Source organism: Haloarcula amylovorans (assembly GCF_004681185.1).
Classification (GTDB): domain Archaea; phylum Halobacteriota; class Halobacteria; order Halobacteriales; family Haloarculaceae; genus Haloarcula; species Haloarcula amylovorans.
This window is the reverse complement of record NZ_SRIF01000005.1, coordinates 44,024-65,624: the sequence shown is the minus strand read 5'-3', so window position 1 is coordinate 65,624 and position 21,601 is coordinate 44,024. Positions and strand designations below refer to the sequence as shown.

Sequence of the window (21,601 nt, the reverse complement as noted above, 5' to 3'; positions counted from 1 at the left end):
GTCGGTCGTTCGCAGTTGCGGACGAATAACGCGGCGACGGTTCGAGTGCGACGCTCGATTGCCGGGCCGACAGTTAAACGCCTCGCGCCGCAAGTCGAAGCATGCGAGTTCTCGTAACCGGTGCGACCGGGTTCATCGGCAGTAACCTCGTCCCAGCCCTGGTGGAACAGGACCACGAGGTGGTCGCACTGACCCGCGACCCGGATAGCTACGACGCTCCAGAGGGGGTCGAAGTCGTCGAGGGTGACGTCCTCGACTCGGACCTGACGCTGCCGTCGGTCGACGCCGCGTACTACCTCATCCACTCGATGGAGGCGGGCGAGGACTTCCGAGAACGAGACCGCAACGCGGCCCGGAACTTCCTCAAGGCCGCCGACGAGGCGGGCATCGAGCGCCTCGTCTACTTAGGTGGACTGGGCGGCGACGACGACGAGACGCTGTCTGACCACCTCAAGTCCCGGCGCGAAGTCGAACACATCCTCGGCAGCGGCGACGCGCAACTGACGGCGCTACGGGCGGCTATCGTCATCGGTGACGGCTCCGCGAGTTTCCAGATAATCCGGCAACTGGCGGGCAGGCTGCCGGTGATGGTGACGCCGGAGTGGGTCCGTACGGACTGCCAACCCATCTACGTCGACGACGTGGTGGCGTACCTCGTCGGTGTCCTCGACGTGCCGGAGACGGCCGGCGGCACCTACGAGATCGGCGGTCCCGACGTCCTCACCTACCAGCAGATACTGTTGACGACGGCCCGGCACGTGCGCGGTCGGGAACCACTCATCATTCCCGTCCCCATCCTCTCGCCGAGCCTCTCGGCACGGTGGCTCGGACTCGTCACCGACGTCCCCACCAGCGTCGCCAAACCGCTCGTGGACGGGCTGCGAAACCGCGTGGTCGTCGACGACCACCGCATCGAGGAACTGGTCGACGTGGACCTGACGCCGTTCGAAGAGAGCGTCCAACGAGCGCTCGACGAGGAGAAGGCGGCGTGGAAGCGAGTCGTCGAGGCTTGAACTGGACGAGTTCGGACACTATTGACTTCGTTCGGAAACTAGCACAAACAATTATGACTGAGTGTCATGTATTGACGTACCATGACGACGGCGTACCTCGTGAGCACGGCCCTGATGGGGATGTTCGTGCTCGCGGTACTGGGGTGGATCGGGCGGAGTCGCGGGTGGTACCACTACTCGCCGAGCACCGAGCGCGTCCCACTGCCGCCCGGCGACGGGCTGAACGAGCGGTTCAACCGGCTGTCGGGTGACCCGATTGCGCTGACGGTGGCATTCGCGCTGCTGGTGGTCGGTGCCGTCGGCAGCGTCGCGCTGTACATCGGTGGCCCACCAGAGATGCGAGCCGCCGCAGGGATCGCTGTCGCGCTCGGCGGTGGGCTCCTGCTGGTCGGCTATCTCCTCTTTGGCATCTACCTCTCGGCGACGCGGCGGGGCCACCCTCGATCGCTGGCCGTCGCCGAATCCGCGACGGTGGCCGGCGCGCTCTTTTTGGTCGCCGTGACGCTACAGTTGGTCGGCTGAGCGCCGCGCTGCGTGGTCGTCTGTACAGTCTGGGAACTCGACGAAGGACGGTTAGCTCCGGCTCAGAGAATAGAGTACGCGGCGGCGAAGGTCAACGCCATCGCCGCGACGGTGCCGCCAAGCACGAGGTACGTCACCGACCGCGGTTCCCAGCGCAGGTGCTGATAGTAGGCGGCGACGCCGACGGCTTTGATGACCGACAGCACCATGATGACCCCGAAGGCCAACCAATAGGCGCTCTCGACGAGGCCGGCGAACTCCACGACGGCCTGTGCGGTTGCGAAGACGAACAACACGACGTATATTGCGGTGTATCCTTTCCAGTCCATTGTCTCTCACCTCAGAGGATGTAGAACAGCGGGAACAGAAACAGCCAGACGATGTCCACGAAGTGCCAGTACAGCCCGAAGTACTCGATGGCCCTGTCGTCGCCCTGATAGGCCCCGTTCCACGCGCGAACGGTCATGTACGCACAGATTATGAGACCGACAGTGACGTGCGCGCCGTGTAAGCCCGTGGTGAGGTAGAACGTCGAGGACGCGATGTTCGTCGAGAGGTTCCAGCCGTTGGGGAACAGTTCCGTGTGGATGTGGAACAGGTGCTGCCACTCCAGTCCCTTGTTTATCAGGAAGCCGACGCCGAGAGCGAACGTACCCGCGAGCGCCGCCGTAGTCCCCTTCTTGCTCTCCCGTTCGGCGGCGACCATCGCCAGCACGACGAGGAAGCTCGACGTGAGCAGAAGGTAGGTGTTGATGAGTCCCGGCATCGTAACGTGTTCGGCGGGAATGAGGTCGTGGTGCCACTCGGTCCACCCGTAGGCGACCCGGACAAAGGCATAGGACCCGATGAACGCCCCGAAGAGGACGATGTCGCTCGCGAGGAACGTCCACATCCCGAGTTTCAGCTTCTCGACTTTGGCGAAGGGCCAGCGCTCGGCGATGGGCGTCTCCGGGGCGTGGAACGGCTCACGGGTCATCCCGAACAGCGCCCCGAAGGTCGCCAGCCCGCCGAGGGCGGCCAGCGTGACGTAGACGACGCTCCCGGTCCGCACGCCCGAGAGACCGAAGAACGCGATGAACCCGCCGAGGCCGACGAGGAACGGCCAGAAACTGGCGTGGCTTGCGTGTTCCTCGTCGCCCATCGCGTAGGTAGTCGTCGCTGGCGTTCCGGTCGCGGTCACAGGCGTCACCGACGCGGTGCCAGCGTCAGACTGATAGCCTGATGAGGCCCGCCGTCCGGAGGACGGCTCACCACCATCGGTCGCAGCCCCGCCGTCGGCCGCGACGCCGCTCCCGGATTTCCGGGTCCGTTCGGCCACCTCCTCGTCGTCGAGGAAGGAGAGCGAGCCGCCGGCGTAGCTCGGGACGCCGGGGAAGTTCTCCAGCGGCGGCGGCGAGGAGATGGTCCACTCCGCAGAGGTTGCGTAGGCCCACGGACTGTCGCCGACATCCTCGCCGCGCCACAGCGAGACGAAAAGGTTGTAGAACATGATGAGGAAACTCGCCCCCAGCAGGAACCCGCCGACGGTGGCCAGGGAGTGCCAGATCTGGAGGTCTTGGGAGTATTCGAACACCCGCCGGGGCGTCTCCCACGCGATGAACATCGGGAAGTAGAGCAGGTTGAACCCGACGAAGTACACGGCGAAGTGGAGCTTCCCGAGCGTCTCGTCGTACATCTTCCCGGTGATTTTCGGATACCAGTAGTACAGCCCGCCGAACAGCGCCGTTGCGCCCGCGACCATCACGTAGTGGAAGTGCGCGACCACCCAGTAGGTTCCCCGGAACTGGTAGTCTAAGACGATCGCGCCGAGGAAGACGCCGGTGATGCCGCCGATGATGAACAGTATCAGGGCCCCCAACGAGAAGAGGAACGGCGTCTTGAACCTGACCCGGCCTTTCGCCATCGTGTAGATGAGCGAGAACACCATCAGGTCAAACGGCAGGGAGATGCCGATGGTGGTCGCCATGAACACCGTCTTGATGGGGAGATTGATGCCCGTGAGGAACATGTGGTGCATCCAGACGACGAAGCTCTGGATGGCCACCAACACCATCGAGATGATGAACCACTTGCGGCCGACCAGTCGCCGTCCCGTGAAGGTCTGGAAGCACTCGGCCATCACGCCCAGTGCCGGGAAGAAGACGATGTACACCTCCGGATGGCCGAAGAACCAGAACAAGTGCGCCCACAGCAGTGACGCCCCGGGGTTGTCGGCGTCGGTGGCCATCGTCGTCCCGTCGATGGAGTACTGGAAGTAGTTCGTCCCGATGATGTGGTCCGACGCGAGGATCATCAGCGCCGCCAGCAGCGCGGCGAAGGCAAAGAGCATCATCCACACGGTGAGATTTATCGACAGCGAGAAGATGGGGATATCGCGCATCCGCAGGTTCTCGGCGCGCATCCGGTACATCGTCGTCAGGAAGTTCACCGACCCGAGCGTGACGGCGGCGGTGAACATGATGAGCGCCAGCACGACCGACGTGGCCCCGAGTCCCTCACCGGGGATGTAGGCGGGCGTGTTCAGCGGCGCGTACATCGTCCACCCGCCGGCGAAGGTAGAGCCCTGGAAGAAGGAGACGCCCATCAGGACGCCCGAAAAGAGGTAGAGCCAGTACGACAGCGCGTTCAGGCGCGGGAACGCCAGGTCGTCGGCCCCGATCTGCAGGGGGACGACGTAGTTAGCGAACCCGAAGGCAAAGGGCGAGATGAACCAGAACACCATCAGCAGGCCGTGCGTCGAGACGGCCTGATTGTACCCTATCGGCCCCAGTAGGTCCGCCCCGGGCGTGATGAGTTCCAGTCGGAACAGGAGTGCCAAGGTCCCGCCGAAGACGAAGAAAAACAGCGCGGTGACGAGATAGAGGACGCCGATGTCCTTGTGGTTCGTCGTGAGGAACCAGCGGCTGATCGAGGATTTGGGCGGTAGGCCGTGCTCGTGGCTCTCGCTCATGCCGGGACACCCCCGATGGCCGCCGGACTACTGAGACGGGCCGTCGTCTGCGTGGCGGTTCCGCTGGTTGGAGTTGCGGTTGCGGTCCTGCCGGTCGCCGTCGCGGTTCCGTTCGCCTCGGTACCGTTCTGAGCCGTCCCGCTCTCCGCTTGCGTCCCGTTCTCGGTCTGCGTTCCGCTCTCGGTCTGGTTTCCGGTGCTTGCGTACCACGCGTCGTACTCCTCGTCGGAGACCACCCGCACTGGCGCGGTCATCATGGAGTGGCCGCTCCCGCACAGTTCGTAGCACTTGGCCGTGTAGTTGCCCGTCCGGTTGGCCGTGAACCACGCCTGCGTGGTCTGGCCTGGGACGGCGTCGGTCTTCACCCGCAACTCCGGAATCCCGAAGTTGTGGAACACGTCCGACGACGTCACGTCTAATCTGACCACCCGGTCCTGTGGCACGCGAAGCGTGTTCGTCTGGTGCCCGTTCGGGTAGGTGAACTCCCAGCCGAACCGAAATCCCTCAACGTCGATCTCGATAGCGTCTATCTGCGGTCCCTCAGGACCGTTCTCGATGTAGAGTAGGGTTGTGTACGTCCACGCGATGAGCGAGACGACGATGATTGCGCTGATTCCGAACGAGTAGAACACCTTCCGCCCGCCGGACCCGCCCGTCGGCAGCTCCCCCATCTGCGGCCGTTCGACTTTGCCCGCATACGGGTCATCGCCCGCGGTCTCGCGGTACTTGATGGCGTGGTACAGCGTATAGGACACCACGAGGATCCCGACCGCCGTCCCCAACAACAGGAACACCTCGAAGATGCTGTTGAAGACATCAGCCGGTGCCCTGACGCTCCCCCCGTGAAGTGGAACCCCAGTCACGCCGCGTGGTACCATGTGACTCATCCTTCTTCATGATTTTTTGTAGCGTCTATTAGGTATTGTGGACAGATATATTACATGTATGGTCGCCGCAGCAGGGGCGTGCGCGAACCTTTTTGTTCATTGGTATGTTACACCACAACATGGCAGATACGTCATCCGGGGTCGAAGACCCAGTGAACGGCGAGTCCGTGGCCGACAGCGAGGAGTTCGACAGTCTGCGGGGAATCCTCGCCGACGGCGTCGTCGGCGCGGCCGGCGGGCTGGTCGGCACCGCGATGATGACGGTGGTCTTTCTCATCGCGCAGTCGCTCGGCGCGTTCGACCTCGCCGACTTCGCCATCCTCACCGAACTGGTCGGGCTGACCGGCTACGTCCCCGAGGTACTCTTCGGCTTCTTCATCTTTCTCGGCGGCGGGATGTTCCCGTGGCCGCTCCTCTTTGCGGCGCTCAAGGAGTACCTGCCCGGTCGAACCGACCCCGTCTCCGGGGCCTTCTTCGGCGCGGCGATGTGGACTGGGTTCGTCCTCGCCTTCTACACCGACCAGACCGGGCTCTCGCTGGTGTTGTACGCGGTGCTGACGCTCGTCGCTCACGTCGTCTACGGAATAGGGCTCGGAGCCGTGTTCAACTACTTCGCCACGCGACCGGACTCCATCGTCTGAGTCGTCGAGAAGCGCGGCGTCGAACTCGACGCCGAATCGGTCCGTCGTGTGGAATGGGTCGCTCGTTACTCGGCCGTTTCGTTCGCGGTCACCGTCGCGTCGGTCGCCACAGTCTCGTTGTCGGTCGCGGTCTCGTTCGCCGTACTGGTTTCGTTCACGGTAGTTGTCTCGTCCTCGGTTCCCGTCTCGACTTCCACGGTATCCGTCTCCTCGACGGTCCCGGTACTCGTCTCGTTGGCCGCCGTTCCGTCGGTTTCGCCCTCGCCCGTTCCGGTGCTCTCCGCTTGGGAGGAACCACCGCTACACCCGGCGATGGCGACAGTTGCTGCACCTGCTGCGGCACCGATGAAGCGTCGTCGTGAAATTCCGTCGTTGGTAGACATACGCCGTCCTGTTTTTCCCAAACTGTATTAAATCGAATTTATACTCAAACAGCCGCATTACATAGTGGTATCGACCGTTATATATCCTAACGTAGAGATCATACGTCGAGTCGAAATGGCCATCCGACCGCTACGCTTGTGTCCTCGCACGCACACCGCACACGCATGAACCTACAATCAGCGACGTGGACAGACGCCGAACGCGTCGAGACGGACCTCGCGCTCCTCCCGGTCGGGAGCACCGAACAGCACGGCCCACACGCGCCGCTGGGAACCGATGCGCTAACCGCCCAGACGGTCGCCGAAACGGGTGCGGACGAGTACGACGGCGAGGTCATTGTCGCCCCGCCGGTAAACGTCGGTATCGCCGAGGAGCACCGCCACTTCATCGGAACGCTGTGGGTCAGCGAGGACACCTTCCGTGATTACGTCCGCGAGACGGTCGACAGCCTCGCCCATCACGGCTGGGACCGCGTCATCGTCGTCAACGGCCACGGCGGCAACGTCGGACCGTTGCGAGAGGTCTGTGCACGTATCAGCCGCCACGACGACGCGTACGCAGTCCCGTTCACGTGGTTCGACGCCGTCGACGCCGACGACATGGGCCACGGCGGGCCACTGGAGACGAGTCTACTCCGATACAGCCACCCCGAACTCGTCCACGAGGACCGACTCGACGAAGCGGCAGACGGCGCTGCCGACGGCTGGGGCGAGTGGGTCAGCGGCGTGAATCTGGCCTACGACGCTGCGGAGTTCAGCGAGAACGGGACCGTCGGCGACCCGCGCGAGAGCGGAGCCGACCGGGGAGCGCGACTGCTGGACGAAGCGAGCGCTGCGCTCGTCGAACTGCTCGACCGAGTGGCGACTCGCGAGCGGTGACTCATACGGATTGTTGTAGTCTCGTACCGGTATTCTCGGGCCCGGTGCGACGAGTATCGGTAAACAGCGACAACAACCCGTATCAGGCCTCGGCCTCTTCCGCGTCGCCATCCGCGTCTGTGTCGGCGTCGGATTCGGACGCAGCTTCCTCCTCTTCGTCGAACTCGTCGAACGTGCTCCGCAGTTGCGGGACGGTCGACGTGAGGTCGCCGACCTGTTCGCGGGCCTCCTCGACATCCTCGATGAGGTCTTCGATCTCTTCGATGGCCTCGGCGAGGTCGTCGGCGTCCTCGAAGGCGTCGGCGCGTTCGCCCATCGTGTACCACTTCTTGGCGTCCCGCAAGTGGTCTTCGGCGTCGCCCACGTCGAGGGCATCCTTCAGCGCGTTGAGCGCACCGAGCGTGTTGTCGGCGTCGATCTCCCACACGTCGTCACCGTCTGGAAGCGCCTCGCGTGCTTCGTCGAGCGAGGCTTCCACGTCCGTACGCATCTCGTTGGCCGCTTCGCCGAACAGTTCGTCGTCGTCCAGGTTCGTCTGACTCATGGTGACTCGTTGACGTGGTAGGAGGTTAAAAGCCCGCCTGAAAGTGAAAGTGAAACCGACAGACGTGAGGGGAGGGGGAAATTGGAAACCGAAAACAAAGGCATCGGCGAAGCTCCGCAAACAGTCACACCGTCCGCGTACAGACGAGACAGAGAACCGAAGCCCAAACCAACGTTTATCCACGTCGCACCGCTAATTTCGCGGATGGGACTCTTCAGTGACGTCGGGCGGAAGGTCGAGAAGACGAAACAGGCGTTCACCGATAGCAAGCGAGCGGAATATGTCTGTGTCGCCTGCGAGGAACCGCTCGACGAGAACTACGAATACTGTCCCCAATGTGGCGAGGATTCGGTCGAACCAGCCGCGTAGCCCCGCCTCGACGCCCGCCGTTCTCGACGGCTGTGGCGGCTGCAACTGTCCCGATGTAGCAGTCAGTCGCCGTCTCTCGCACGCCGACAGTGACTGTCGTGTTGTTGTCGCGGATTCCGATAGCGCGAAACCGAACCCTTAGCTCCGGATGTCCGCGCGGACCTCAGGGATCGGGTCCAGCGACTCGTCGATGTCGCCCAGCACCAGCATCGCGTAGTAGCGCGTGAACGCCGTCAGCGGGACGCTGACGAGCAGCGCGACGACGAACACCGCTAGCAGGAACAGGACCGCGACGATACCAGCGAGGACGCCGGCCAGAAGGCCCTGCCCGAGCGCGAACCAGAGGCCGAGACCGGCGATGCCGAACGGAATCCCCAGCGCGACGAACGCGACGACACCGAGGACGGCACTCAGGATACCGACGCCGATGCCGATGACCACCGAGAGGAGCAGGTACGCGAGGTACTGTTTGGGGTGGTCGCGGATCGAGCCGAGGAGTCGCTGCCAGCCTTCGAGGATGTTGTCTCCTCGCGTCGCCATCAACGGGACGACGAAGACAGTGGTGAACCCCGTGACGATACCGGCGACGAGGAGGCCGATACCAACGAGGGCGATGAGCGGTAGCGAGAGCGCGGCGAAGACGCCGCCGCCGAGATCGCTCATCTCTCCGCCGAGGGCGAGGAAGAAGAACGCGGCGAGGACGACGATGCCGACGAGAGCTGTGATGATATCGAAGACGATTCGGAACGCCAGCAGTTGCAGGCCGTTTCCGAGGTGGTCACTGAAGTACCGCCGGACGTGCACTTCCCGGGAGACGAGCGACTGCACGAAGACGAACTCCATGAAGTTGCTCACCAATCCCATCACCAAGACGACGACCAGCAGAAGACCCAGTATGGCGAGAATTGCCAGTCCGAGGCCCGCGAAGAGCGCGTCGGTAGAACCCGGCATTCCGGACCCGGGTCCCGACACCTGCGTCGCGAGGCCGCCGCCGACCCTCGGAAGCGCGTCGAGTACCCCTGTCACTGCGAACTCGCTTCCCGACCCTATCGGTCCGGTCGGCCCACTCGGCCCACTGCTTCCCTCGGAGGTGCTAAAACCGTTCAGCGTCCGGAGGAAATTGAAGCCGCCACCGCCGCCACCGATGAAGAACACCACGAACGCCAGCCGGAGCCACGTCCCCCGTTCGACGGGGAAGAGGAAGGACTTCGTGGCGTCGATCGCGTCGCCGATGTCGTCGATTGCATGGAGGGACACGACCGGAACTCCAGCGGGAGATGGGGTAAGATTTTCGACGTGTCCGAGCGAATACGGTAGCGAGAGTCAGTCCCGCACCGTCTCCACCTGCATCAGCGGGTAGCCGTCCTCCATCGCCATGCTCGTCTCGACGACCACGTCCTCGTAGTCGATGGTCATCGTCACGTCGAGGAACCGGCCGGTGAGTTCCGTGTAGTCTGCGCCGGCCGATTCGATGGCTTCCCGAAGCACATCCTCGTGGACCGAGACCGTCACCGTCTCGCAGTAGGGTTGGTTCTCGATTGCCTCCTCCATCGCCGCCGTCAGCGAATCGGCGCTGTCGGGACTGACCGGCGTCCCCGCGAACTGGTGGTACAGCGACCCGAACTTGATGCCCGCTTCGAAACACGCGACCTGCGCGTCTGTCGGTTCCATATCGGTACGTCGGCGAGTCGGGACATAATAGAACCGCAAGCTACCTATTGTGCGCTCTCTATCCCCCGCATACGAATGGACGAGCCGGTTCTACTCACAGGTGCTGGCGGCGCGGTCGGGACGGCCATCCTCGAAGGCATCGGGGACGCCTACGAGTGGAAACTCATGTTCCACAGCCCCCCCGCCGAGGAACCCGACCACGAGTACCTCGTCGGCGACGTCATCACTCCCGAAGACGTCGAGGCCGCGGTCGAAGGCGTCGGTGCCGTCATCCACCTCGCCGGCGACCCGCGCCCGGAGGCCCCGTGGGACTCGGTCCTCTCGACCAACATCGACGGCACGAAGAAGATGTACGAGGCCGCTGTCGAGGAAGGCGTCGAAAAGTTCGTCTACGCCTCCTCGAACCACGCCGTCGGCGCGTTCGAGACCGACCGCCGCACCCCCGAGATGTATCGCTCCGACGACGACTTCCTGCTCGACGGGACCGAGTTCCCCCGCCCCGGCAACCTCTACGGCGTCTCGAAGGCCACCGGCGAGGTGTTGGGTCGGTACTACCACGACGAGTACGGCATCGACGTCTGTAACATCCGCATCGGCAACCTCACGCGGGGCCACCCACCCATCGACTACGAACGCGGGCAGGCGATGTGGCTCTCCTACCGCGACTGCGCCAACATCCACGCCTGTGCGCTGGATGCCGACTACGACTTCGAGATCGTCTACGGCATCTCCGACAACGACCGGAAGTACTACTCCATCCAGCGGGCGAAAGACGTGCTCGGTTACGCCCCGCAGGACAACTCTGCGCACTTCGAGGGTGAAGATAGGGTCGTGGAACCGGACGCCTAAGAGCCGCAAGCGGCTCTTTAGACATTCCGGTGCCTGAGACAGAACAGGAGAAATTCTTCTCAGAAACCCCTCTCTGTGGACAGGCGATTTTATAGTCATACACAGCGTATCGGTGGGTCGTCGCCATCCGTCGGTTCACTCGTAGTACGGTCTGGGGGGTTCTAGTTCTTACGGCTAATCTGCTGAATTTCAGCCCTTAGACAGACCAACGACCAACATATAAATATCGCTCCTATGACGAGTGATGGGATTAGAATAATCCCCAAAATTCGATTAAGTAGCCAGATGGCGGTCCCACTAACGCTGAACCCGCGTAAAACAAAGAAATTGATAACCATCACCTGCAGTTCTACGAAACCAAAGAAGGATAGAGAGAGGAAAATCACGCCCAAGCAATGATAATAGTAGGACCGCGGAGAGAACCACTGAGAGCCACCTTCATCCAAGATTTGGTCAAACAAGTCTATCTCAATCATCGGCAAAATCAGAAGAAAGAGGCCCAATACTACAGCACCAATAATTGCCGTTTGGTTATCTGTGGCAACATCTTTTATCAATCTTATTCCAATCAAGAGTAATAGAATATTAGACAAATGTATCGCTGGGAATCTTCCAAGGGGCGGTAAGAATGACAAAAGCACCGGAAAAGAGGGACGGTCTCTAATCACAGCCGTTTCCAAATCAACGCTTTCCCTGAGAAATGAGGACAGACCCGTTACAACAGCCAATAGAAGAGGGATGAATAGCGCTACAATTTCATTTACCATTCATCTGCAATCTTAATACCAAGGACAAAAACACTCAGGGTACCCGCAGGAGCATATCTCTTTGTTCAATATATGGCTTCACCCGAGAGTCACTCATTGATGAAGTGTCTGGGTAGACCCCACGTATCGTACCAGCCAGAAAGCCCCCGGACGCTCGGCGACTGCGACTCGCTGTGGTCCTCAGTCGCTTCGCTCCCTGCGGTCCTTACGTCGTCTCGAACGCCGAGCGTCCGGCCCCTTTCAGTCCCGCCCCGTGTGGCAACTGACGGGGTGGGACTGAAAGGGGCGGCCAGTTGCGCGAACCCCGACGACGTAAGCACTGGACTGAGCGAACGAAGTGAGTGAAGGAAGCGCACAGCGAGTCGCGGGAGCGGAACTGGCCGGGGCTTTCTGGCAGTTTGAATCGTCACTGACGCTTTGTCTCGAAACGCTCGCAAAAACACACACGTCTAGTCAAACAACCCCGCCACGTCGTCGTCTTTCTGCCGTTCGCGCTGGACGTGGTCACGCAGGCGATGATACACCACGGGCCGATGTTCGGAGTCGCGGACGAACGCGAACAGCAGGCCGACGAAGCGACCCTCGCCTCGCTCGTCGAGTTCGTCGCGGGCGTACTCGATGGCGTGCGGGATAGCGTCCTCGTCGTAGCCGTCGGCTTCTGCCAATACTTCGGCGGCGACGGCCGTGGCGTCGAAGTCGAGGTCGTCGTAGCCGATAGCTTCGCCACCGTGGGTCAGCCTCGGCGGGTCGTCCCACTCCACCGCTTCGGGGTCGGCCGCCACGCGTTCGAGAAACGAACGAACCGAATCGAGGTCGACGCCGCGGTACTCCGGTGTCAGGTCGGCGAGGTACTCGCCCGCGCTCTCGGCCAACCCCTGCGCGCCCGACCAGTTCTCGTTCTTGGCGTGGTGGACGACGGCAGTGAACTGGATGAGGCCGTGGAGGAATCGCTCGTCGTCGCCCGAGCCGAGGTCCAGCCAGTAGTCTTCCCAGGCGTCGTGGGCGGCGTGGTATCGCCCGGCGTTGTAGACGGCGATACCGGCCTGGAGGTGGGCGTCCATAGCTATCGGTAGTGCGGCGGGGCCGAAAACAGCGTCGTCCGTTGCGAACCGTTACTCCATGTACCCCAGTTGCTGGAGGCGCTCGGTGACCTCCTCTGAGCTCTGCCCGCCCGCGCCGTCGCCGATGTCGATGGGGTCCCGTCGGTCCTCGGGGACGTCCCCGGCGACGATGGGCAGCACCTCGCCGACCATGTCCGTCGCCGGCGCGGTGCCGTTGGCGGCCAGAATCGTCGGGGCCATGTCGGTGATGCTGATCTGGTCGAGTTCGCCCTCGCTCTCGAAGTCCGGGCCGGAAGCGAGGAAGATGCCGTTGGGCGTGTTCTCGGCCGCCCAGCGGTCGGGACCGGTCTGGATGGTGCCGCCGCCGATGCCGTCGTTGACGTGGACGCCGGGCCGTTGGTCCACGACGATTTCGGGTGCTTCGTCCACGTAGGGACCGTTGTAGATGTCCTCGCCGCGGTATACGTCGGTGAAGATGTTCCCGTGTTCGTCGGTGACGCCGCGGAGGTCCTCGATGAGTCGGTCACGAACCGAGTCGCTGACGCCGGGCATCAGGTAGACAGGTCCCTGTCCGCTGGCGACGGCCTGGGTCCGAGAGAGGTCGATAGCTTCGAGCTTCCGGTCGCGTTTCAGCCCCGAGCTCTGGGGGACGAGTTGTTGGATGCGCTCGGGGACGGTGGCGGCCAAGAGGTCTACGATACCCGCGCGTTTGGCGACGCTCAGCGCGCGTTCACGGGTGAGCCCGAGGGGGCGAAGCACGTCCTCGACGGTTCGCTCGTGGGCCTGATAGCCGTTCTCGGCCAACCACTCGTTGACGTAGAACTCCGTGGTCGTCGGGGCGCTCCCGTGATCGGACATCAACACGAGATTCGTGTCGTCTAGGTCCTGAAGGCGACCGAGCCAGTCGTCGATGAGTTCCCACGCGCGCTTGGTCGGTTCCTCGTCCCAGAAGAAGTGCTGTAAGACGTTGAGGTAAAAGAGCGTGACGTGGACGAAATCGAGGTCGTGCTCCTCGAAGAGCCACAGCGCCACCTCGAATCGTTTCTCGAGAATATCGAGGATGGCATCGACCTCCGCACCGCGCTCATCGTTCGAGGACAGCAGCGGGTCCGGATGAACGCGGTAGTCGAAGCGCTCGGCCAGTTCGTCCTCTAACTCCGACGGCGAGGTGTAGCCGCTGTCTATCGTCCGGTACTCGCCTTGGACGGCGTCGGGGCCGCCACAGATGACCGGGCCGTCGAGGTCTCGCGGCGGGAACATCGTCGGCATGTTGACGACGCCGGTCGACTGCCCCTCGTCGTTGAGATAGTCCCACAGCTCCGCCGTATGAAAGTCACTGCCGTTGGTCACGTCGATACGCTCGTTCGCTAAGTCCACGCGCTCGAACCAGAAGACGCCGAATCCTCCGGGGTCTTTCCCCGAGGAGTAACACTTCCAGTTGGGGAACGTCACCGGCGGGAGACAGCTACGCGTCTCGGCCCACGAACTCTCCGAACGCAGTGCGGCGAGGTTCGGTAAGTCGCCGGCTTCGATCCAGGGGTCGAGCAGTCGCCAGCTCGCGCCGTCCAGTCCGACGACGAACGTCCGCGTCATACCGTATCTCGGTACGACAGTCACAATAGGTCTTTTCGTCTCCACGCTCACGACGCTGTGACACAACGCATATATCCGATTGCCGAATTACCGTCACACAGTGCGCACAGTTGCCGTCATCCCCGCGTACAACGAGGCCGACACCATCGGCCCAGTCGTCGACGAGACCGGCGAGTACGTCGACCGCGTCGTCGTCGTGGACGACGGGTCCAGCGACGGCACCGCCGCCATCGCCCGCGAACACGGTGCCGTCGTCGTCGAACACGTCTTCAATACCGGCGTCGGCGGGGCCGTCAGGACCGGCTACCAGTACGCCATCCAACACGACTTCGACATGGTAGTACAGGTCGACGCCGACGGCCAGCACGACCCGGCGAAGATTCCGAAACTGCTGGACGTAGCCAAAGACCACGACATGGTCATCGGCAGTCGATACCTGAACGACAGCTATCAGAACTACTCGGCGACCCGCAACGTCGGCATTCGCTTTTTTACCGAAGTGGTCAACCGACTGGGCGGCATCGAAATCACCGACGTGACCAGCGGCTTTCGGATCTATCGCGTCTCGATGCTCCGGCGTATCCTCCACCGCTCGGATAAGCACTGGGCGATAGAACAGACCTTAGAGGCCGCGAAACGCGACTTCCGCATCACCGAGGTATCGACCGAGATGCCCGTTCGGGAGGAAGGGGATTCGCAGTTCACCCTCGATACGTTCGTCCTCTATCCCGTTCGGATGACCGACACCATCCTCCGCGTCCTCCTCTTTCGCTGACCATGGCATACACGCTCGTCAACCTCATCGCGCTCGTCGTCGGCCTCGCGTTCCTGATAAACGGCTACGTCATGGTCAAGCAGGGCCGGGAGGCCATCGCCCTGTTCGTCGTCTCGGTGGCCATCGGGTCGGGCCTCATCTTCGTCGCCGTCTTCCCGGACGTGTTTCAGGTCATCGCCACCGTCCTCGGCCTCGAACTGAAGGCGCGGGCCATCCTCGTCATCTCGAACCTGACGCTGTTCGTCGTCGCCACCTACCTGTTCAACCGCATCGGGAAGCTGTACGACCGCCTCTCGCGGCTCAACGAGGAGGTCAGCCTGTTGCGGACCGAACTCGAGGAACAGCGAAATGAATGAGGCGGTGCTCTCGATCGACGTCGAACTGTTCGATCAGACACCGGCCTACCGCGCCGCCGAGGGGACCACCGACCGAGAAAACGTCGGTCTCGGTGGTCTCGACTTTCTCCGTGAGACGCTAAACGACCGCCAGGCGACGACGACCTGTTTCGTCGTCTCGTCGCTGGCCGAGCGCTGTCCCGATGCCATTCGGGCGCTCGCCGACGCCGGCTTCGAAATCGGCTCGCACACCCACCAGCACCGCCTGCTCTCCACGCTCGATGCGGACGAGCGCCGAGAGGAACTCGACCGCTCTCGGCGGGTACTGCAGGAACTCACCGGCCAGTCCGTTTCGGGCTTTCGCGCGCCGGCGTTCGACATCACCGACGACCACTTCGACCTGCTCGACTCGGCGGGGTACGACTACGATTCCAGTATCGTCGCCAGCCGACGGATTCCGGGGTGGTACGGCGGCGAGTACGACCTCGATCGGCCCGCGATGGCGACGGCAGTCGACCCCGACGCGCCCGCCGACCTCGCGGAACTCCCGGCCAGCGTGATGCCCGGTCTCCGACTCCCGTTGACCGGGACGTGGCTGCGCTTCTTCGGTCCGCGGTACACGGCGCTGGGAATGCGACTGCTCGCCCGCCGCGGCATTGCGCCCGTGCTGTACGTCCACCCGTGGGAACTGGCCGACCTTCCCGACGTGGAGGGAGTGCCAAAACGCGTCTACTGGCACACCGGCCAGTGGATGCGCGAGGCGGTAGAGTTCCTCCTCGAGCAACCGTTCGAGTGGACGACTGCCGAGTCAGTCGTCGAACGCCACGTCCCGCGCGCCGCCGGAGGTGCCCGGTAGCGTGGCGACAACGCGGCGCGACCTCCTCGTCTCCCTCCTCCAGTACGGCGTCGGCATCGTCGCACTCGGCATCTTGCTCACGCAGGTCGACTTCGCGGCCGTCGTCGACCGACTCTCGAACACCTCGCCCGCCGTCGTCGCCGCGCTCGGCATCGTGACCGTCGCCGGGCTGGTCGCCCGCTTTTACACCTGGAGCGCAGTCATCTCGCCGTTCACGTCGATTCCGCTGGGAACCGCCGGTCGAATCGACCTGACGGTGAACTTCATCAACCAGTTGCTCCCGTCGCGCCTCTCGGGCCGGGTCGCCGCGCCGTTCGTCCTCCGGGCCGAGACGGGCATGGAGTACGCCGACGCGACCGCCGCCACGGGCGCACACACCGGCATCTACGCCGTCCTCTACGGCGTCGCGTCGCTGCTCGGACTCGCCACCGTCTACGACCGCCTCTCGACCGGCATCCTCCTCTTGCTCGCGCTCTCGACGGCCCTCTACTTCGTCGCCGGCGCGGTCGTCCTCCTGGCTGGCGTCAACCTGACGCTGTTCGACCGCGTGGTCGAGGCGATGGCTTCCCTCACAACCCGCATCCCTCGTGTCGGCGAGGCCGTCGCCGAGCGGATTCGGGGAATCACCGAAATCACGTCGTCCTCGACGGATTCGTTCCGGGCCATCGCCGGGGACGCAAGCGTCTGGCTCCGGTATGCTGTCGGCTGGACCGGGGCGCTGGTCGTCGCGCCCGGCCTCCGGGTCTGGCTGCTCTTTACCAGTTTCGGTGCGAGCGTCGAACCCGCGGTGTTGCTCCCGCTGTACCTCGTCGCGGCTTACAGCGTGACGCTGCTCCCGCTAACGCCCGGCGGTATCGGCGTGACCGAAGCGACGGCGACGGCGGTGTTCGTCGGCCTGGGCGTCCCGAGTGATGTCGTCATCCCCGTCATCTTCGTCGACCGGTTCCTCGGCGTCTACCTCCCGGCGCTCGCGGGTTGGTACCCGTCGCTCTCGATGGACCTCTCGGTGCTGTAGTCAGGGCGATAACATGGAACTGCAATCAGCACGACGGTCCGTGTGCTGCTCAGAACGGCGGGTTTCGCCGAGCGCTGCATTCACCGGTTCGTTCTAAGATAACGGTGTACTGGTTGGCGGCTAGTTCCTGCTCGTCGGCGAACTGGTCGGTCTGGGGGACGACGCCGTACCGGAGCAGTTCAGTGAACGACCCCGGCGTCGCTCGCTGCGGAACGAAGTTCGGCGGCCGCTCCCCGAACTCCGCGACGATCTCGTAGTTGTACTGTCCCTCCAGTAGCCCGCGGACGTACTCGGCCTGCGCTTCGCCGTTGCGGTAGTAGCTCCCTTCCTTCAGATAGAGGAGGTCACGATAGCCTAGTTGGATGTACCGTGGACAGCGGACGAGGCGTTCGTCGTCTCCCTCCTCGCCGAAGGCGTGATTGATGTTCATCCCGTGGGGGATCGCCGCGTCCTGGAAATCCCGCCGATACACCTCCATCGTATCGCCCTCCTCGGCGTTCTCGTTCAACCACGCCGTCGCCTCGTCCCGCGGCATCGAGGCGAACCCGAGGGTCCCGACGCCAGCGTAGATGGTCGTCGTCACCAACAAGAGCGCGACGGCGGGCCGGGCAATCGAGGGGCTCCACTCGTGGAACTCACCGAGAGAGCGCGCGAGCAACAGCGCGATTAGCGGGAACGTCGGCAGCAAGTGGTGGACCCGGAAGTCGTGCCACTGGCTGAACAGGGCGAGATAGACCGCGAGCGTGAACAGGACGAGTGCCGTGCCGTACACCTCGGAACGCCAGCGACGGAGGCGCGCCACGCTCGCGAGGACGCCCCCGAGGGCGGCGGCGAACAGCGGCAGCCCGAGCGCGCTGAAGTAGCCGCGCAGGAACCACCACCAGACCGGTGCGTCCGGGCCCGTCGGGTGGCTCATCCGCGACATCGACCCGCCGAACACCCGTTCTAAGAGCGGGTCGAACCCGGCGACGAGGAACGTCGGGAACCCGAGCAAGATGGCGATGAGACCGAGTGCCGCCCCGCCGACGAGGAGGCGCGGCGCGAACAGCGCCGCCAGCAGGCTCGTGTCGTCGTCGTACGCCCAGACGAGGTCCGCGCGAAAGAGGTATGCGACACCGATGACCGCGATGATGGGCGCAGCGGTGAGTTTGAACGCGATGGCGACGCCGCCGAACGCCGACGCGGCGAAGAAAGACGCGTCGTCGCCCGTCTTCACGAAGACGTAGAGCAGATACAGCGTCAGCAGACTGAAGAACAGCGCCGGCATGTCCTCGCCACCCTCGTGTGCGATGGTGAGGAAACCGAACGTGAGTGTCAGCAGGATTGCCGATAATCGTCCGGTGGTCCGGTCGCCCATCGCGGTCCCCAATCGGTACGTGAGATACACCGAGCCGACGGCAAAGGCGGCGTTGAACAGCCGAACGAATACCAGACTCCACGTCCAGACCCACCGCGGCGTCTCGTGCCACACCGGGTAGTGGCCGAACTCCCAGCTCGGGAACCCGACGGCGGCGAAGATTTCCGACTGGCCGGTCAGCAACGCGACGATCACCACCGGGAGCATGGCCAGCCCGAACAGGTACAGCGTCGCCCCGAAGGGCACGCGGCTCCACTCGACGCCCGCCTGCAACGACTCGAAACTCGGGTCCGCGAGCGTCGTCCCGTAGGGAACCATCGCGTCCAGTAGCCGACTCTTCTCGTCGCGCGTCGCGAAGTTCGGGATGCGATGCCAGAACCAGAAGCTCGTCAGGAGCGCCGCCCCGACGAGGATGTAGAGGAGGTACGGATCGGCTCCGAGGTCGTCTCGAACCTGCCGTTTCACGCGGCCAACCAGTTGCCGTCCCGCACCGAGCATGCCAGCAAATGCATCAGCGGGGGTAAAAGCAAACCGGTCTGCGTTGGATTGTGGACGAAATAGACATCCGGACGAAGTTCCACGCGAACGAAGTGAGCGTGGAGCACGTTCGAGCGGTCGCGCTCGAACCGGAGATTTGAACTCGTGAAGACGTTCCGGGTCGCTCCCTTCGGTCGCTTTCCGGGCTGCGACTTCTCTGCTCAAATCTCCGCAGGGCCGCATAACAGGCGCAGCCGACTCGCTTCGCTCGTCGCGTTGCGCCTGAAAATGTAGCGTCCGGACGGAGATTTGAACTCCGGTCCCTGGCTCCGCAAGCCAAGAGGATAGTCCACTACCCTACCCGGACTCGTATTGACGGAGGGCAGTCGGTATGAAAAGGGTGACGGTTCGCCCCCCGCCACGCGACGGGAGCGCACACCACGCTCAAACGCCGGTTTGAACCAACGGAAGACCCATTCTTTATCCGACATATGTGATCGTATGGAGCGCAGAGCCCTCCTGAAAGGAATCGGAACGGCCGCTGTGGCCGCACTCGCCGGTTGCGCGTCGAGCGCGAACCCCGGCGACGACGGCACACCGACCGACACACCCACCGACGCGCCCGACCCAGACCCACGTATGACCGACTCGACGTTCACCGTCACCGCCAGTGGCTCCGGAACACAGAAAGACGCTGCGAGCGTCGATTTCGACGGTGATACGGTGGCCGTCGAGGGGACCATCTGGGGGGCCAACGGCTGTAAGACCGGGAAACTACTCGGTACGGATTACGACGCCGAGGCCGACGAACTGACCGTCGCCGTCGGGACGAAAGACCGCGAGGACGCCGGCGACATGTGCACGCAGGCCATCGTCGAAATCGAGTACCGCGCGACGGTCACCTTCGACCACGGCTTGCCAGCCACCGTCGTCGTCACCCACGACCACGGCGACGGCGGCAGGGAAGTGACGACGGCCCGGCAGTAGCCGCCCGCCGACGCAAACGGTCCCCCACCTCTCCGAGCGTTTATATCCGGTCGCGAAGCCACCCGTAGCTATGCCGACCGCAGCGACGAAACCGACAGACGGCAGCGGCTCGCTCGACCAACGACAACGCTTAAGCGCGCCCCATCCCTGCGTCCCATAGATAGATGGGTGCGATAGAGGACATTTACGGCGACCTAGAGACGGATGTCTCCGAGGAGGAGTTTCGGGAGGCCGTCGAGGAGAAGGTCGAACAGATGGGTGGCCTCGCGGACGAGGAGACGGCCGCGATGTTGCTGGCCCACGAACTCAACGAGGGCGAGGTCGAGACCGTCGCCGACATCGAGCCGGGGATGGACGAGGCGAAGTTCATCGCGAAGGTGATGGCTATCGGCGAGTTGCGAACCTTCGAACGCGACGGCGAGGACGAGGACGGCCGGGTCATCAACGTCGACGCTGCCGACGAGACCGCGAGCGTCCGACTGGCCTTCTGGGACGGCCAGGCCGTCGACATCGACGAGGGAAGCCTCGAAGTGGGCGACGTGCTCCGGGTGAAGGGGCGGCCACAGGACGGTTACAACGGCCTCGAAGTCTCAGTCGACAAGGCTGAACCCGACGACGACGCGACCATCGATATCGAACCCGGCGAGGGCGCGACCGCCGAGTCGCTGACGATGGGGCAGTCCGACGTGAACCTTCGCGGATTGGTCCTCGACACCGACACGATCCGGACGTTCGACCGCGACGACGGCAGCGAGGGTCGCGTCTCGAACCTGTTGCTCGGCGACGAAACCGGACGGATTCGGGTGACGCTGTGGGACGACCAAGCCGACCGAGCCGAGGAGATTGACCCCGGCACAGCCGTCGAGGTGGTCGACGGCTACGTCCGCGAGCGCGACGGCTCTCTGGAGCTACACGTCGGCGACGATGGGGCCGTCGACGAGGTCGAGGACTCTGTGGCCTTCGAACCCGATGCCGACCCCATCGAGCGCGTCGAGATAGACGAGACGGTCGACATCGCGGGCGTCGTGCGCTCGACCGACCCTGTCCGGACGTTCGACCGCGACGACGGCAGCGAGGGACAGGTCCGAAATATCCGGCTTCAGGACGCCACCGGTGATATCCGCGTGGCGCTGTGGGGTGACAAGGCTGATAAGGAGATCGCGCCGGGTGACGAGGTACTGGCCGCCGACGTGGAGATTCAAGACGGCTGGCAGGACGACAAGGAGGCGTCGGCCAACTGGGCCTCCTCCGTCGTCGTTCTCGACGACGCCGCGAGCGTCGGGACGACGCCCGCCGACGAAGCGGGCGACGACGAACACGCTGGCCTCTCGTCGTTCGGTAGCGACGGCGGCGAAAGCGCTGAAAGCGGAACGTCGTCGGCGAGTACCACAGCGACGACCGGGAGCGGGTCGGACAGCGATACTACAGGTGGGGGCGCACAGGCCGCCGAACAGGTAGAGTTCACCGGCACCGTCGTCCAGACCGGCGACCCCGTGGTACTCGATAACGGCGAAGAGACGATGAGCGTCGAGACGAGCGAACACGTTCAGTTGGGTCAAGAGATTACCGTTCGCGGGCTGCTGGATGACGGCCGACTCGACGCCGACGACGTGTTTTGAGCGGAGGAGCACCGCTACGGAAACTCTTAAGGCCGCAACACTCCCGATTGT

General features: G+C 63.6%; 23 protein-coding genes and 1 tRNA gene. 12 read left to right on the top strand and 12 right to left on the bottom strand.

Annotation, left to right across the window (positions count from 1 at the left end):
* Positions 1–101: 101 nt before the first annotated feature.
* Positions 102–1,013 (top strand): NAD(P)H-binding protein, encoded by a 912-nt coding sequence (locus E4S61_RS17755; RefSeq protein WP_135305285.1) that lies wholly within the window; start codon positions 102–104, stop codon positions 1,011–1,013.
* Between the two features lie 81 nt (positions 1,014–1,094).
* Positions 1,095–1,535, top strand: a complete 441-nt coding sequence (locus tag E4S61_RS17750; protein WP_135305284.1) for a hypothetical protein — start codon at positions 1,095–1,097, stop codon at positions 1,533–1,535.
* 62 nt (positions 1,536–1,597) lie between these two features.
* On the opposite strand, the gene E4S61_RS17745 is transcribed toward E4S61_RS17750, so the two are convergent.
* Genes E4S61_RS17745 through coxB form a run of 3 tightly spaced genes read right to left on the bottom strand, consistent with a single transcriptional unit; the run spans position 1,598 to position 5,372 of the window.
* Positions 1,598–1,864, bottom strand: a complete 267-nt coding sequence (locus tag E4S61_RS17745) for a cytochrome C oxidase subunit IV family protein (protein WP_135305283.1) — start codon at positions 1,862–1,864, stop codon at positions 1,598–1,600.
* Between the two features lie 11 nt (positions 1,865–1,875).
* Positions 1,876–4,485: a cbb3-type cytochrome c oxidase subunit I gene (locus E4S61_RS17740; RefSeq protein WP_135305282.1), complete on the bottom strand. Its 2,610-nt coding sequence runs from the start codon at positions 4,483–4,485 to the stop codon at positions 1,876–1,878.
* A complete protein-coding gene (gene coxB, locus E4S61_RS17735) occupies positions 4,482–5,372 on the bottom strand; it encodes a cytochrome c oxidase subunit II (protein ID WP_135305281.1) in 891 nt (296 codons plus the stop codon). The genes E4S61_RS17740 and coxB overlap by 4 nt, the downstream gene beginning before the upstream one ends.
* 119 nt (positions 5,373–5,491) lie before the next feature.
* Here coxB and E4S61_RS17730 point away from each other — a divergent pair, with 119 nt between their 5' ends.
* Positions 5,492–6,013, top strand: coding sequence for a DUF6789 family protein (locus E4S61_RS17730; RefSeq protein ID WP_135305280.1), 522 nt, complete (start codon positions 5,492–5,494; stop codon positions 6,011–6,013).
* A 65-nt stretch (positions 6,014–6,078) separates the two neighbouring features.
* On the opposite strand, the gene E4S61_RS17725 is transcribed toward E4S61_RS17730, so the two are convergent.
* A complete protein-coding gene (locus tag E4S61_RS17725; RefSeq protein WP_135305279.1) occupies positions 6,079–6,396 on the bottom strand; it encodes a twin-arginine translocation signal domain-containing protein in 318 nt (105 codons plus the stop codon).
* Positions 6,397–6,561: 165 nt separating this feature from the next.
* On the opposite strand from E4S61_RS17725, the gene E4S61_RS17720 reads away from it, so the two are divergent.
* Positions 6,562–7,275 carry a creatininase family protein gene (locus tag E4S61_RS17720; protein WP_135305278.1) on the top strand — a complete coding sequence of 238 codons (714 nt, stop codon included), beginning with the start codon at positions 6,562–6,564 and terminating at the stop codon, positions 7,273–7,275.
* An 82-nt stretch (positions 7,276–7,357) separates the two neighbouring features.
* Here the strand turns inward: E4S61_RS17720 and E4S61_RS17715 are convergent, their stop codons facing one another.
* Positions 7,358–7,819, bottom strand: coding sequence for a DUF5790 family protein (locus E4S61_RS17715; protein ID WP_135305277.1), 462 nt, complete (start codon positions 7,817–7,819; stop codon positions 7,358–7,360).
* A 204-nt stretch (positions 7,820–8,023) separates the two neighbouring features.
* On the opposite strand from E4S61_RS17715, the gene E4S61_RS25565 reads away from it, so the two are divergent.
* Positions 8,024–8,188, top strand: a complete 165-nt coding sequence (locus E4S61_RS25565) for a hypothetical protein (protein ID WP_167768555.1) — start codon at positions 8,024–8,026, stop codon at positions 8,186–8,188.
* Between the two features lie 138 nt (positions 8,189–8,326).
* On the opposite strand, the gene E4S61_RS17710 is transcribed toward E4S61_RS25565, so the two are convergent.
* Together E4S61_RS17710 and E4S61_RS17705 are read right to left on the bottom strand one after the other, a co-directional pair.
* Positions 8,327–9,445, bottom strand: a complete 1,119-nt coding sequence (locus E4S61_RS17710; protein ID WP_135305276.1) for a DUF7544 domain-containing protein — start codon at positions 9,443–9,445, stop codon at positions 8,327–8,329.
* A 66-nt stretch (positions 9,446–9,511) separates the two neighbouring features.
* Complete coding sequence (locus tag E4S61_RS17705; RefSeq protein ID WP_135305275.1) at positions 9,512–9,859, bottom strand: dihydroneopterin aldolase family protein; 348 nt, start codon at positions 9,857–9,859, stop codon at positions 9,512–9,514.
* Positions 9,860–9,934: 75 nt separating this feature from the next.
* Between E4S61_RS17705 and azf the strand changes: the two genes are divergently transcribed.
* Positions 9,935–10,708 (top strand): NAD-dependent glucose-6-phosphate dehydrogenase Azf, encoded by a 774-nt coding sequence (gene azf, locus E4S61_RS17700; RefSeq protein ID WP_135305274.1) that lies wholly within the window; start codon positions 9,935–9,937, stop codon positions 10,706–10,708.
* A gap of 161 nt (positions 10,709–10,869) precedes the next feature.
* On the opposite strand, the gene E4S61_RS17695 is transcribed toward azf, so the two are convergent.
* From E4S61_RS17695 to E4S61_RS17685, 3 genes are all read right to left on the bottom strand, one after another.
* Positions 10,870–11,475 carry a hypothetical protein gene (locus E4S61_RS17695; RefSeq protein WP_135305273.1) on the bottom strand — a complete coding sequence of 202 codons (606 nt, stop codon included), beginning with the start codon at positions 11,473–11,475 and terminating at the stop codon, positions 10,870–10,872.
* Between the two features lie 449 nt (positions 11,476–11,924).
* The gene (locus tag E4S61_RS17690; RefSeq protein WP_135305272.1) at positions 11,925–12,536 is read right to left on the bottom strand and encodes a DUF309 domain-containing protein; all 612 of its coding nucleotides are present in this window, start codon (positions 12,534–12,536) and stop codon (positions 11,925–11,927) included.
* A 51-nt stretch (positions 12,537–12,587) separates the two neighbouring features.
* Positions 12,588–14,129, bottom strand: coding sequence for an alkaline phosphatase family protein (locus tag E4S61_RS17685; RefSeq protein WP_135305271.1), 1,542 nt, complete (start codon positions 14,127–14,129; stop codon positions 12,588–12,590).
* A gap of 100 nt (positions 14,130–14,229) precedes the next feature.
* On the opposite strand from E4S61_RS17685, the gene E4S61_RS17680 reads away from it, so the two are divergent.
* From E4S61_RS17680 to E4S61_RS17665, 4 genes are read left to right on the top strand one after another with little or no spacing between them, the layout of a single operon-like run.
* The gene (locus E4S61_RS17680; protein WP_135305270.1) at positions 14,230–14,904 is read left to right on the top strand and encodes a glycosyltransferase family 2 protein; all 675 of its coding nucleotides are present in this window, start codon (positions 14,230–14,232) and stop codon (positions 14,902–14,904) included.
* Positions 14,905–14,906: 2 nt separating this feature from the next.
* On the top strand, positions 14,907–15,260 hold the full coding sequence (locus E4S61_RS17675) for a DUF2304 domain-containing protein (RefSeq protein ID WP_135305269.1): 354 nt from the start codon (positions 14,907–14,909) through the stop codon (positions 15,258–15,260).
* On the top strand, positions 15,253–16,095 hold the full coding sequence (locus E4S61_RS17670; RefSeq protein ID WP_135305268.1) for a polysaccharide deacetylase family protein: 843 nt from the start codon (positions 15,253–15,255) through the stop codon (positions 16,093–16,095). The genes E4S61_RS17675 and E4S61_RS17670 overlap by 8 nt, the downstream gene beginning before the upstream one ends.
* A gap of 1 nt (position 16,096) precedes the next feature.
* Positions 16,097–17,110, top strand: a complete 1,014-nt coding sequence (locus E4S61_RS17665) for a lysylphosphatidylglycerol synthase transmembrane domain-containing protein (RefSeq protein WP_135305267.1) — start codon at positions 16,097–16,099, stop codon at positions 17,108–17,110.
* A 49-nt stretch (positions 17,111–17,159) separates the two neighbouring features.
* Here the strand turns inward: E4S61_RS17665 and E4S61_RS17660 are convergent, their stop codons facing one another.
* Positions 17,160–18,965: an ArnT family glycosyltransferase gene (locus E4S61_RS17660; RefSeq protein WP_135305266.1), complete on the bottom strand. Its 1,806-nt coding sequence runs from the start codon at positions 18,963–18,965 to the stop codon at positions 17,160–17,162.
* A 273-nt stretch (positions 18,966–19,238) separates the two neighbouring features.
* Positions 19,239–19,311 (bottom strand) — tRNA-Arg (locus E4S61_RS17655).
* Between the two features lie 134 nt (positions 19,312–19,445).
* On the opposite strand from E4S61_RS17655, the gene E4S61_RS17650 reads away from it, so the two are divergent.
* Positions 19,446–19,931, top strand: a complete 486-nt coding sequence (locus E4S61_RS17650; protein WP_245180820.1) for a hypothetical protein — start codon at positions 19,446–19,448, stop codon at positions 19,929–19,931.
* Between the two features lie 164 nt (positions 19,932–20,095).
* The gene (locus E4S61_RS17645; protein WP_135305265.1) at positions 20,096–21,550 is read left to right on the top strand and encodes a single-stranded DNA binding protein; all 1,455 of its coding nucleotides are present in this window, start codon (positions 20,096–20,098) and stop codon (positions 21,548–21,550) included.
* Positions 21,551–21,601: the final 51 nt, after the last annotated feature.